General features: G+C 51.8%; 10 protein-coding genes and 1 riboswitch. Of the genes, 1 reads left to right on the forward strand and 9 read right to left on the reverse strand.

The window, feature by feature from the left end; all coding sequences use genetic code 11:
* Positions 1–2 precede the first annotated feature (2 nt).
* From HC248_RS06505 to serB, 6 genes are all read right to left on the reverse strand, one after another.
* Entirely contained in the window at positions 3–812 is an 810-nt protein-coding gene (locus tag HC248_RS06505; RefSeq protein ID WP_168921798.1) for an ABC transporter ATP-binding protein, read from the reverse strand.
* The gene (locus HC248_RS06510) at positions 809–1867 is read right to left on the reverse strand and encodes a FecCD family ABC transporter permease (RefSeq protein WP_168921799.1); all 1059 of its coding nucleotides are present in this window, start codon (positions 1865–1867) and stop codon (positions 809–811) included. Before HC248_RS06510 ends, HC248_RS06505 begins: the two co-directional genes overlap by 4 nt.
* Positions 1843–2706: an ABC transporter substrate-binding protein gene (locus HC248_RS06515; RefSeq protein WP_168921800.1), complete on the reverse strand. Its 864-nt coding sequence runs from the start codon at positions 2704–2706 to the stop codon at positions 1843–1845. Before HC248_RS06515 ends, HC248_RS06510 begins: the two co-directional genes overlap by 25 nt.
* Positions 2703–3284, reverse strand: coding sequence for a bifunctional adenosylcobinamide kinase/adenosylcobinamide-phosphate guanylyltransferase (locus HC248_RS06520; protein WP_168923710.1), 582 nt, complete (start codon positions 3282–3284; stop codon positions 2703–2705). Before HC248_RS06520 ends, HC248_RS06515 begins: the two co-directional genes overlap by 4 nt.
* Positions 3285–3453: 169 nt before the next feature.
* A riboswitch (cobalamin riboswitch) is annotated at positions 3454–3713 on the reverse strand.
* A 36-nt stretch (positions 3714–3749) separates the two neighbouring features.
* Positions 3750–5582, reverse strand: coding sequence for an ABC transporter ATP-binding protein (locus HC248_RS06525; protein WP_168923711.1), 1833 nt, complete (start codon positions 5580–5582; stop codon positions 3750–3752).
* Between the two features lie 18 nt (positions 5583–5600).
* Complete coding sequence (serB, locus tag HC248_RS06530) at positions 5601–6311, reverse strand: phosphoserine phosphatase SerB (protein ID WP_168921801.1); 711 nt, start codon at positions 6309–6311, stop codon at positions 5601–5603.
* 343 nt (positions 6312–6654) lie between these two features.
* Here serB and HC248_RS06535 point away from each other — a divergent pair, with 343 nt between their 5' ends.
* On the forward strand, positions 6655–6792 hold the full coding sequence (locus HC248_RS06535) for a hypothetical protein (protein ID WP_168921802.1): 138 nt from the start codon (positions 6655–6657) through the stop codon (positions 6790–6792).
* Positions 6793–6816: 24 nt separating this feature from the next.
* On the opposite strand, the gene HC248_RS06540 is transcribed toward HC248_RS06535, so the two are convergent.
* The 3 genes from HC248_RS06540 to HC248_RS06550 form a co-directional block, all read right to left on the reverse strand.
* Complete coding sequence (locus HC248_RS06540) at positions 6817–7860, reverse strand: catalase family peroxidase (RefSeq protein WP_238342743.1); 1044 nt, start codon at positions 7858–7860, stop codon at positions 6817–6819.
* A 399-nt stretch (positions 7861–8259) separates the two neighbouring features.
* Positions 8260–9216: an IS30 family transposase gene (locus tag HC248_RS06545; protein ID WP_168921803.1), complete on the reverse strand. Its 957-nt coding sequence runs from the start codon at positions 9214–9216 to the stop codon at positions 8260–8262.
* Between the two features lie 185 nt (positions 9217–9401).
* Entirely contained in the window at positions 9402–11726 is a 2325-nt protein-coding gene (locus HC248_RS06550) for a PhoX family protein (protein WP_168921804.1), read from the reverse strand.
* Positions 11727–13190 lie beyond the last annotated feature (1464 nt).

A 13190-nucleotide genomic window follows, 5' to 3' on the forward strand; every position in this document is an offset into this window, starting at 1 on the left:
TATCAAAAAGTCGGTGATTTTGCTAACTTAGGCAAATTCGGTAGCGCCAGCCACTGACCAGCGAGTTGGTGGACTGCAATGCGGTGGTCAAACACCTGTTCAAGGGCTGCGTGGGTTTTAGCCTCTGCGCATTTGCCTTGGTGTACGATTTTTCCGCCGGCCATGATGAGTAAATCATCGGCATGCAAGGCCATAGAGATTTCATGCAGCACGCTGACCACGGTTTTACCGCTGGCGACAAGCTCGCGCACCAATAGCAGCCAGTCGGTTTGATGCGGCGGGTCGAGATTGGCCAGCGGCTCATCCATCAGTAACACCTGAGCATCAACGGCCAGGGCACGCGCTAGCAGCACGCGCTGGCGCTCGCCGCCTGAGAGCTGGCTCAAGGCTCGGCCACGCCAATCCCAAGCCTGAGTAGCGCGCAAAGATTTTTCGACTTGTTCATGGTCTTGGGCTGACGGTGCGGCCAGCCAAGACTGGTGCGGCAGTCGCCCCAACATCACCACGTCATAGGCGTTGAGGTCATCGGCTGAGGCTTCGTTCTGGCCTAACCAAGACAGCTGTCTAGCCTTGTCCTTGGCACGCAGGCCGGCCATCGCTTGGCCGAGTAAATAAATCTCGCCGCTGTGCGCCAACAAGCCGGCCAGCACTTTAAGAAAAGTCGATTTACCCGCGCCGTTGGGGCCAACTATGCTGGTCCAACGACCACTCGTTAATTTTGCCGATAAGCCATGCAACACCTGAGCACCACCTAAGCTGGCGCTGATATTGCGTGCTTCTAAAGCTAGACTTTCAAGCTGTAAAGAGGTCACGCCGCACTCCTGTTGTCAGCGCTGCTACGCGGGTTGTTTTGCCTATGCATCAACCACAGCAAATAACCGCCGCCCAGTACTGCGGTGAGCACGCCCACGGGCAACTCTTGCGGCGCGATCAACCAGCGTGCGAGTATGTCGGCACCGGTGAGCAAGGCCGCGCCCATCAAACTAGACAGCAGGCTTAGCCGACCATAAGTGGTCTTCACGATGGAGCGCACCAAGTGCGGCGCAGCCAGTCCGACAAAGGCGATTAAACCGGTTTGCGCCACGGCTGTGCCGGTGCTAAGTGCTAGAACAGCGACCAGTGCAAAGCGCATTTGCGGTAGCCGCAGACCTAGGCTATGGGCGGTCGCTTCGCCTAGCGACAAACCGTCCAGCACATGGCTCATCAAGCCTGTCGCAGCCAAACACAGTGCAAGCAGAGCAGCCATCACGGCACAAGCGCTCCAGCCAACAAAAGCAGTACTGCCGAGCATAAAAGACTGCATGGCCTGCATTAAGTCGGGGTTTAACAGCAGTATCAAAGCCGTGACTGCGCCCAACACCACGCCGACCACGACTCCAGCGAGCAGCAAGCGCAGCGTGTGCTGCACGCCCTTGGCCAGCAGCAATGTGAGCAACACGGCAGCAATCGCGCCGAGAAAAGCCGCACCGGTTAAACCGATGCGCGCCAGCCAAACATTGGCCATGGGCGAGACCCCAAAAAGCGCCATCGCGCAAACCACACCCAGTGAAGCGCCAGAGGCACTGCCAAGCAAATAAGGATCGGCTAAAGGGTTGCGAAACAGGCCTTGAGCGACGGCACCGGCCAAGCCCAGCAAGGCACCGGCCAGCAGCGCGCCTAGGGTTCTGGGCAGCCGTATTTGCTGCACGATTTGCAGTGCTTGCGGGTCGCTTTGCATGTTGATCAAACTTTCAAAACCACTGCTGCCTACGCTCACCCCCAGCAAAAGCAGCAGTACGCACAGCAGCAATAAGCCCAGCGTCAACAGCAAGGCTATACGTTGATGGCGTAGGTGCGTGTCTCTCACGGGTATTGGTCTTGCAAACATTTGGCCATGATGCGGGCCGCTTCTGCCAAGCGCGGGCCGGGCCGCACCACGGTGTCGGAGTCGCGTAGGTTAAACACACAAATGCGATGCTCGGCGATTGCCTTGATGCCAGACCAGCCGGGGTAATCAACCCGGCCTTGCATGCTGCGGCTGCCCAGCATGATGAGGTCAGGGTTGGCGCGCAGCACGAACTCGGGGTTGAGTTTTGGGAACGGGCCTAGCGCTGCGGGGACTATGTTGCGCACGCCAAGGGATTGCAACGTCTCGCCGATAAAGGATGACTCACCGGCTGCATACGGGCCGCGGTTGACCTCAAAGTAAACCTTGGCGTTTCTAGCCTTGGGTGGGATTGACTGTGTGGCCGCGGCAAGACCGGTCTGAATCTCGCGCCAGATTTTAGCGGCGCCGATTTCTTCTGGTACCGCCAAAATCACGCCCACAGTGTGCAAAATGCGTTTGACGTCGGCATGATTCTTGGTCTCTAGCGCAACGACTTTAATGCCTAATGCTTCCAGTCTTGTGCTCACACGGGTAGCGCGTGAAAGCAGTACCAAGTCTGGCTTTAGCCGCACAATCGCTTCTAAATTTGGGTCTATTCCACCGCCTAATTGCGGCAAGCGATTGACGCTGTCTGGGTAGTTGGAATAGCGATCCACACCGACTAAACGTTGGCACTGGCCTAGGGCACAGACCGTTTCGGTCAGCGATGGCAGCAGACTCACAATGCGCTGCGGCGTTGTCTCAAAAACGCTGGTGACGCCGCGGTCATCAGTGACTTGAAAAGCCAGTGCTGGGGCTAAGCAGAGCAGACCTAAAAGGGTTGCGAGCAGCGCTTTCATGCGGCGGGCTTGAGGGTTAGCGGCAGACCTGCGGCCATAAAAGTAACCCGCTCGCAAGCACTGGCGACGCCTTGATTGAGCAGGCCTAGCGCATCGACAAAAGCGCGCGTCTCGCGCCCCATGGGGATTACGCCAAGACCGATTTCATTGCCGACAAATACCAAAGGGCCGGCAGAGTTTTGAATCCCGGTGATCAGTCTAGAGATCTGCACTTGGGCTTTGTCATGTCGGGTTTTTTCATCATCCGTGTTGGCAAGCGCCGGCATTAAGAGATTGCCTAGCCATAAGGTCAGGCAGTCTATGACTATTAAGTTGTTGGCATGGCTGAGTTGCTCAATAGCTTGGACTAATCTTAGCGGCTCTTCTAAGGTCGTCATCTCGGGCACCCGACTAGCGCGGTCTTGTTGGTGACGCTCGATACGGGTCTGCATTTCATCGTCCCAAGGCTGGGCCGTGGCAATCAGCATGGCTTTGTGATCTGTTGAGTGGGCTAGCCAAGCGCTGGCTAGCATTTCAGCGCGGCGCGATTTGCCACTTTTTTGGCCGCCCAATATCAGCTCATTGACTTGGCGGCTCATGCGCAGATACCTAGTGAGCGAAAAAAACGGCGTGCGTACGCTTTGGAAATTGGCAAAGCGAAGACTGAAAAAATACAAAATCATGAACTCACGCGCAGGCAAATAGGCCCTTACCGACTTCCCCGTCAGTGCTTGGGCGACAAGAATAAGCCCTGCGTTTATTTGGCGCACGGCATTCAACTTGTTGGCCGGTATCCGGGCTAACGAAGCCTACCTTCATCGCCTTCCCAAACGCTTGTTCAGGGCGCTCAGTGGCTTGTGATGAAAGCTAAGTACACGTTGCAAAAAGCTGCGACGTATTTGTTCGTTTACCGTTGCGGGGGCAGCGCAGGTTGGTTGTGGGGCTTAGTGCCAACACATTTTTTCCTGCTTCCCGTTGAACTGCCACCTGCGAACCAAGTGGCGAGCACCAACTTTTCGATTCTACGCTGTGCGCTATTGGCGTTTGGCTCGCAGGTCGAGGTTTTAGTGAATATCTTCGTCCAAAAATCCACCGCTCTGGTGTGTCCATAAGCGCGCATACAAGCCGTCATTGGCGAGCAATTCTTGGTGCGTGCCTTGCTCGACAATCTTGCCTTGGTCTAAGACTATCAGTCTGTCCATTGCCGCAATGGTTGACAGGCGGTGGGCAATGGCGATAACGGTCTTGCCTTGCATCAAGGTCTCTAAGCTGCTTTGAATCGCGGCTTCGACTTCTGAATCGAGTGCGCTGGTGGCTTCGTCTAGCAGCAATATCGGTGCGTTCTTTAGCATCACGCGTGCAATCGCTATGCGCTGGCGCTGACCGCCCGAGAGTTTGACACCGCGCTCGCCGACTTGCACGTCATAGCCGGTTCGGCCTTGCAAATCACTGAGCGTGCTGATAAAGCCCTCCGCCTGTGCGCCCTTGGCCGCGGCGTGCAGTTCCTCGTCGCTGGCGTTGGGGCGGCTGTAGCAGATGTTGTCGCGTACTGATCGGTGCATTAACGAGGTGTCTTGCGAGACCATGCCGATGTGGCTGCGCAAGCTGTCTTGCGTGACCAGCGTGACATCTTGGCCATCTATGCGCAGCGTGCCGCTGTCAAGCTCATGAAAGCGCAGCAGTAAATTAACCAACGTCGATTTGCCAGCGCCTGAGCGTCCAACCAAGCCGATTTTCTCGCCAGCGCGCACAGTGAGCGTCAAGTCATCAATCACTGGTTTGCCGTTGCCGTAGCTAAAGGTGGCATGGTCAAAAACCACTTCACCGCGGCTGACCGTTAAATCTTTGGCATCTGGCGTATCGACTATGGTGCGTGGTCGCGACAAGGTGTTTATTCCGTCTTGCACCGTGCCTACGCTTTCGAACAAGCTGGTCGTCTCCCACATAATCCAATGTGACATGCCTTGCAAGCGTAGCGCCATTGCGGTGGCTGCAGCGACTGCACCGGCACCGACTTGACCTTGGTCCCAGAGCCATAACGAAGTGCCGGCCATGCCCAAAATAAGGCCCATGCTGAGTGCGTGGTTGACGGTCTCAAAACTCGATACCAAGCGCATTTGCTTGTAACCGGTTTGCATAAATTCATGCATGGCCGAGCGCGCAAACGCCGCTTCCCTGTGCGTGTGCGAGAACAATTTGACGGTGCTGATATTGGTATAAGCATCGGTAATGCGGCCCGTCATGGTCGAGCGTGCATCAGCTTGGGCTTTGCCCACATGGCCTAGGCGCGGCACGAAGTAAGTCAGTGCCGCTATGTAGCACACCAGCCAGACCAGAAACGGTAGGCTCAGGCGCGGATCAAAAGAGGCGGCCAACAGGGTCATGGTGATCACATAAATCACCATGGCTATAAGTACATCGGCCATTACAAACAAAGTGTCGCGCACTGCCAGCGCGGTTTGCATGACTTTGGTGGTTAGGCGGCCGGCGAATTCGTCTTGGTAAAAAGACATGCTTTGCCCGAGCATTAAGCGGTGGAAATTCCAGCGTAAACGCATAGGAAAATTCACCGCCAAGGTTTGGTGTTTGAGAATGGTTTGCACCGCCACCACCACAATACTGGCCAGCACTACGCCGCCCAATACCAAGAGCAAGGTGCTGTTATCGGCCCAGAGTTTGCCGGGGCTGGCCTTTGACAACACGTCGACGATGCGGCCGAGGGCGGCAAACAGCATGGCTTCAAAAGCCGCCATCAGCGCTGAGAGCAGCGCCAAGCCTACAAGATAAGCGCGTGCGCCTTTGCTGCATGCCCATAAAAACGCCACAAAACCGGTGGGGACGGGTTGTGGTTCATCTTCCGGATAGGCGTGTAGGAGTTTTTCAAAAGGTTTGTAGATTGACAATTTTTCTCCGCCTTAAACCATGATTTCCAGCAGTCTGTCCAGACCGCCGGTGTTAATGGCCAGCATGGCCTGCTCGCGTACGGCGGGCTTGGCGTGATAGGCCACGGATAGACCGACAACGCCCATCATGGCCAAGTCGTTGGCACCGTCGCCCATGGCAATCGCTTGGCTAGGCGCAATGCCCAGGTCAGCGCAGGTTTGCAGCAGCATCTTGCGTTTCTCGTCGCCGTCGCAAATGTCACCCCAAGACTGATCGACCATGCGGCCTGTGAGCAGGCCGTCTTTTTCTTCCAGCACATTCGAGCGGGTGAAATCTATCCCGAGTTCGTCGCGCACCCGGTCAGAGAAAAAGCTAAAGCCGCCGCTCACTAGCAACACTTTAAGTCCGGCCTGCTTGCAGGCGTTAACCAGCTCTGCTGAGCCCGGGTTGAGCTTGAGGCGTTGCTGGTAGACCTCATTCATGCTTTGCAGACTGACGCCTTTGAGCAGCGCAACGCGCTGGCGCAAGCTGTCTTTGTAGTCGGTGATCTCGCCGCGCATAGCGGCTTCGGTGATGGCCGAGACCTCGCTTTTACGGCCAGCTGCGTCAGCGATTTCGTCTACGCACTCGATGTTGATCAGGGTCGAATCCATGTCAAAAGCAATCAGCTTGAAGTCGCTAAGGCGTAGCACGGGCAGGCTGACATTGGCCATCAGGCCGGGAGAAATTTCGGTTGGAGTCATGGAGTATGTAGGCTTTTTATTGGGCTTTTGTAGTGTGCTTGACCACTTAAGTTTGACTTGGCCGTCGGCTTTTTGAGCAGTGGTTGTAGCCCGAATTGATGCAGTCTTAATGCTATCGTTCTGAGGTTTTCCGCGAAGCAAAAGATGATTTGATTCTATGATTTTTTGTAAATCATGGGGCTGCCGGGGCTTTGGATTGTTTTTTTCAGTCCGTGCTTTATGTGCCTAGCGATGGCTGGCAACGCCGCTGCCTTGGCTTTGTTGCTGTCGCTGCGCGCGGATAGTGCAGAGCTTACTTGTCCGTCAAAGCGCTTCTTCTGGCTAACTTTGAGGTGTTTTTTTATTGAATACCAACGCTGACTTTTGGGCGCTGGTATTTGTGACGATTAAGTGCGAAGCTCAATTTTTGAGTGCTGAGCAGGCCATGATCTTGTTTGGTTTAATAACGCAAAATCAGACGCGCTCAGTCGCACTGGGGTAAGCCTTCAAAGAGGCCGTTTTTGTATTACTGAACGCGTTGACCAAAGCTAACGCCGTAGGCTGCTGGGCGAATCAGGAGCACCGGGTCTTTTGAAGCGGAAATACCATCTGTCAGCGACAGTGGGTTAAAAAGCAATGCTTTTTGCGCTTTAACTTGATCTGGGCTAGTGGCGGTCAAGCTGATCACACCGAGTTCGACCAGCTTACGGTCAGCCGGCCAAGCCAAAGAGCCGTCTATGGTCTGGTCACCTTTTTCGGCCACTTGTGCTAGCAGGCGAAACTTCACGGGTGCTTTGGCAATACGTGTTGGCAGCTCGTCCATCAGGTAGTTGGGTGTGGCTTTTGCAACGTCAGCAGCGCTGAGTGATTTTTCTCCCGCCATTGGCAAGATTTGGTAACGCGTGAATTTGCTCTGTCCCTTAGCGTTTGTGAATTCAAACGCATTGACACCGTAGAACGCCAATGTGCCAAAGCTCTCAGGCGCTGGACGCGGTGTGGAAACCCATTTTTGCGCAATCGGATGGCTGGCTAAAAACTTCTCAATCGGTGTCGGCTTGACCGCATCAGGTCCGCTCTGACCTACAGCCTGTAGCAATTGGACAAATTCTTCTGGTGTGGCAACTGGAAAGGTGCTGGCTGAAATACTCACGATGTCTGTGCTTGCACCGCCTGGAAGCTGAAAACGAATCGCAATACCGTGCGGGCTGGCATTTGGGTTGGCATCTTGCATCGCTGGAAAACCTGTTCCGTTAGAAAATCTAACCAAGACAGGCACGGGCTTGCTGCTGTTGAAATGCGGTGCCATGGTCAATGCCGCAGCGTCTTTTGAAGCGAGAAAGCTACCGGTTACCAAGACACCTTTGGCGTGATTTGCACGGTATCCCGCATGTGGGCCGCCAGAGATGACGTTGAGTGCTTCGACGGCAGCGACGGGCACTGACTTGGTAGGTGCTGCAGCGGTGTCGGCTGCAAAGGCGGCAATCGGGCTGACGCCCATGATGGCGACTGCTGCTGCTGCAGCAGCAGTACGTGCAAGGCGAAGCGAGTATTTTGTCGGTGTTGAAGTCATATCAGTCTGTCCTATATTTGGGTTGAAAGTAAAACGGGAAAATTTGTGCGGCTTTTGCTCTAGGGCTAGCCGAATAAAAAACAATGCTTAAGAACTGAGCCAAGCTCTGAAGGGCACATTATTTTTTAAACAGATAATGATTTTTTGCGATTGTATTGCGTGCAACATAAAAATGCTGATTTTTTTGTAGTTTTATGTAGCTTTTCTTTCGCTTACTAATTTTTTTACAAGTATTTAAGCGAAACCAAATTGTTAAAATCTGCAAAAAAGGCCAAGACTGGCAGTTTATTGACAAGCATTAACGTCTTGGCAAAAGCTAGCGTTCAACCTGTTAAATCCAAAAAAATAAAAAACCAAAAAAATAAAGCGGCGGATTCAAGCTTGAAGTGCAACAGCGTGTTAGTTGGACTTTAACTCTTCCATAAAAACCTGATGCGGTGTTCGATACCCCAAACATTTTCTAGGACGATGATTGAGCCTGTGCATCGCTAAAGCAATGTCATCGTCGGTGATGCAATTAAAGCGCATCCCCTTTGGGAAAAACTGGCGAATCAAACCGTTCATATTCTCGTTTGCCCCACGCTCCCACGAGGCGTATGGATGGGCGAAAAAGAAATCTGCACTCAGCGCAGAAGCTATTCGTTCATGCTGAGAAAATTCCTTGCCGTTATCTGTCGTGAGTGTGTGCACGCAATGAGCGAATGGTTTAAGTAAAGTGATTAACGCGTCCCCTACGGCTTGCGCTGTTTTGAATGGCACGTGGAAAATTATTGAATACCGAGAGACACGCTCGTTAATCGTCACTAGGGCTTGCTTCTGCCCGGCACCAATCACCAGATCAGCCTCCCAGTCGCCAAAGCGCGCACGCTCAAGCACGATGTCGGGTCGCAGTTCTATTGAGACCTGGCGAGAGATGGTGCCGCGCCGTTCACGGCCACTGCTGCGTTTTTTTCGCGTCTTCTGGCAACGCAGTGTTTTATGCAAGCTGCCGCCCGCGCGTTTGTCAGCGTAGATGTACTGGTAAATGCTCTCATAGCTAACACCGGGTTGGCATCGAGCTTCGAGGTGGCCGCTGATTTGTTCGGGGCTCCAAGCCTCAGCCAACTTTTCCTCCACTACAGCCCATGTCGAGTCAGCAACTCTAGGACTGTTGGCGCAGGCAAGTCTACGTTCTTGGGCTTTGTCATTTGCCTGCTTAGGGCGATAGCCTCGTAGACCGCGGTTACGACGCAACTCACGGCTGATGCTCGATTTATCACGGTCCATCATTTTTGCAATTTCACTTTGATTGAAGTTTGCTTTGACGAGGATTGCAATCTGGTAACGTTCGTCACGGGTGAGGTGTGTGTAAATCATTCTGGGCAACTTTGACTTGGTAGTCGGGAAGCTTGGATGCTCTCACATCTCACCCACCCGTCCGGTTAGTTTCAAAGTTGCACTTCAGACTTGAATCCGCGAGCCAAAAAAAACAGCCCTAAGGCTGCTTATAAAAACTATTGCAAAGCAGGTCGCGAGTACCCGTATTGCAAGTAGCTCCAGTATTACAAACCGACTTTTCCGCCGTCGTTTCTGGTGATCACTATGGTTGCCGAGCGGGGACGAGTACCTGGGCCGTAGGCTGAAATTAAACCGCCACCATTCGTCGGCCATTGGCTTTGCAGTTTGGTCGGATCCGCAATCCAATCATTGTTTGCAGCATTTACAGCCCCGGTTTTTTCGCCAGGATGTTGAATATTCACATACAGCGCCTTACCGTCTAGTGTCTCTGTTAAGCCAGTAATTTCGCTGCCCTTTGGGCCGACCAAAAAGCGCCGCAGGCGAGCGTCAGGTAGCAATGCGCCAATAAAAGTTTCTTGCGTGCCTGTGGTGGTGACTGCGTTCACAGTCAGAGAATTTTTGACGGTGATCTTTCCGCCGTCACCGACTACACCAGGCACGGCCGCTAGCAACATGCAGTTGGTGACATCGGTATATGCGCCGTCGTCGGTCTGAATCCACAGTAAGCCGGGTGTGGACTGGCTAAACCAAAGTCCATCAGGACTAGAGAAATCGTTGTTGGCCGTTAGCTTGGAGATGTTCACCGAATCGCCTGAGTCTTGTTCTGCCCCAAAAACAAATATGTCCCAGTTAAAGCTGGTGGCCGATGCTAGGTTGCCGACTTCTTTCAGGCGAATGATGTGGCCGTTGGGGTTGCCGCTTCCCATGTTGCCGTCTGGATCGTTATACGAGCGTGGATTGGCCCCATCCGTGGTGCTTGGTGTGCGATTACTGGCGGAATTGTTTGTCAGTGTGAGGTATATCTCGCCATTGCTGGGATTGACGGACGCCCACTCTGGTCTATCCATCTTGGTGGCGCCCACCGCATCCGCTGCAAGGCGCGCGAACACCAGCACCTCGGCTTGATTGCTAAAGCTAAAACCGTTTGTGTTGTAGGCGGCGATGCTGGTGTTGCTGATGTTCAGTTCAATCCATTGCCCACTCCCATCCGCATTGAACTTGGCCACATACAAAGTGCCTTCACTGAGGTATTTATCACCAGCAGCCATGCCGCCGCCCACGTCCGCTGCGCTCCAGTTTTGTTGCGATACGAACTTGTAGAAATATTCATTGCGCGAATCGCAGCCCATATAAAAGGCCAGTGCTTGGCCTGCGACTGCATTGCTGTGGGCGGCATTTTCATGTGCAAAGCGGCCCAGTGCGGCGCGCTTGGCCGGGGTGCTGCTGCTGACCAGTGGGTCGATCTCCACCACATAACCAAAGGTGTTGGGCTCGTTGCGGTAGTCGTTCATTGCATTGGCGCCATCAGCGCTGCTGTCCCAGCGGCGAAAGCGCTCGTTAGTGTCGGCTGTGTCGGTCGGTGTGAACCAGCCTTGGCCTGATGCGGCGGTTGCTGTGGCGCTAATCGGTGCGCGTGCCACACCATAGCGTCTGCGCGTTTCGACGGCTTTGGCGTCCGGTGCAGTTCCGCCTGTACGGATATTGGTGTAAGCCGCAAAATTTTCTTCACAAGTCAAATAAGTGCCCCAAGGCGTAGTGCCGTTGGCGCAATTATTCAAAGTGCCGCGGGCAGTAGCACCAGTGGTATCAAATTTAGTTGTGAATAACTGCTTAATGCCCGCTAGATGCGCGCTAGGCCCCGTCACGTTGACTACTGTCTGTGCGGAAATACGGCGGTTTAAAGTAGAGGCTGGGTTAATTTGCGAGAAATGACCGTTGCTGTCTTTTGACAATTCCACAATCGATACGCCGTGCAAATTGATTTCTTTCAGCACCTCTAAGCCGGGGCGAGTCTTAGCGTCCCAGTTGCCGAACTGGTTAAATTTTTTGCCATTCACGCCACCCGAGGTTTGACCGCGTGGGTGCAGAAAATGCGAGTCCGCAGAACTTTCGTGGTTCACTGCGAGCACTGCGCGGTCTGTTGCTGTTGCTGAATACATGCCTGCAGCTGTCACGTAAAACAGAGCCATACCGTCATGGTGGTCACCGACACGAAATGTCCAGTCATCAGTTTCTGCACCGGTATTGGAGTAAGCCGGCGTAGCCGTATTAATCGCATCGCCGGTGGCATGCACTACTTGCACGCTGTAGCCGCTAGGCACGGTGACTTGGTCCGCTAAACTTTTTGCCGTAGCGCCAAAGCCCAAAGAAATACTGCTGGTGCCTAGTATCTGAATACCGGTGGCGGCTATAGCGGGTGCGGCGCTAGAGCCACCACAAGCGGCCAGCATTGGCAACGAGCCAATGGCGGCTAAGCCAAAACCACCGCGCAAAATCATGCGGCGCGAAGGGCTGGCCAAACTTTTTTTCAGAACTTCATTGAAGTGTTCATTGTTTGAATTGTTGTTATCTGAGTCCTGAAGCGACATGAAATTTCCCTTAGTCAAGCGATGAATAGTTGTGTGTTTATTTGTCTAAAACCATTAAATATTAATTATTTGAGATGACAAATTTATTAACAGACTTCACTGATTAAGGGAAAAGTTGAATAAGCAAGCGCTTTAAAAATAGTCTTTTTCAAGCCAGTTGTTGCTCTTAGGGCAATCGTGATTTTTTTGTAACTAGCCGTTCATCATTAACTTTGACGTAAGTTAGAACTTAGCGTTATTTTTTTGTCACGCACTAGGCTTTGAGGTTTTTATCTTTTTTGATAGGTTGGTGCGAAGCGGCGGCGCAGCACTTAATTGCTCTTATGAATGTCAACGTCAACGTGCATGACTTGACGCAACACGACACGACACGACAAAGCTTTGTCGCGTGAAGCTATCGCGTTTATTTTTTGCGCTGGCAATACAACTGGCCTGACGTGAATAGTATTTGGCTAATTAATTTCCTTGAAACACAAACTTGTGTGACGCGAGACTTTTGAAGATGGTCTTGGCTCATCTGACTCAGAAAAGAGATGACTGTTACGCGGCTGACTGTCATCCGAAGTGTTGGCTTTAACTGGTGCGGTCGTTAGGTTTTTTGCTGTCCTTACCGGATGCGATTGTCTCGGTCTCGGCTTGCTAGTCAGACCGATGTGTGAGGGTTGTGTTTGCCTTGTTAACAGGCTGCATTAATTTCGCAAAAAATTATTTTTAATCTCTAGCCTTACTAGCCTTACTAGCCTTACTAGCCTTACTAGCCTTACTAGCCTTACTAGCCTTACTAGTCGCGTGGAGAGTGCGTTATTTTTTTTAAGGCTAAGGCTTAGTTGTCACGTAGCACTTTGTGATTTGGATATCGACCATACGACGAAATTTCCATTTCAATAATTAGCTCTCATGCATCTCTTGTGAGTACGCAATAGTCTTGTCGCGAGTAGCTATACGCGTAAATTTAAATTGTTTAACTTAAAGCGCTTAAAGCTGTTAAAGCGGCCTAGTGCTCATTGTTGCCAATTGTCGGTGGTGCGCCTAAGTGCTGAGACATTGCCAATCTTGACGAATTCACAGAAAAATAAAAAAGTTGATTGTTAGTTTTTAAGCTTGGTGCAATTGAACTAATCAGCTAATTTTTTACAAAAAATATATTTAAAAAATAATCAAATAAATTAAAAATTATCAAAAAAACATAAAAAAAATATTGCTTTATCTGTTTATTTTGGGTTTGATATGTGCTTTTAATTAAAGAGAATTTTTCTTGATACGTAGTGTTCAGACATAGATATTCATATATTTATCCGCTCACTTACTTGGTTCGTTAAACAGTTTCTTTTATAGCCTTATTTTTTGGTTTATTTTTTAGTAAATCAGTTGATAAAAGTAATTTTTCAAAGTACTAGCATGCATAAATCAGTGTTAAAAAATGATCGTCCTGATCGTTTAAAGAGTCTTGTTCTCACACCAATG

Origin of the sequence: Polaromonas vacuolata, from assembly GCF_012584515.1 — a bacterium.
GTDB classification, from domain to species: Bacteria; Pseudomonadota; Gammaproteobacteria; order Burkholderiales; family Burkholderiaceae_C; genus Polaromonas; species Polaromonas vacuolata.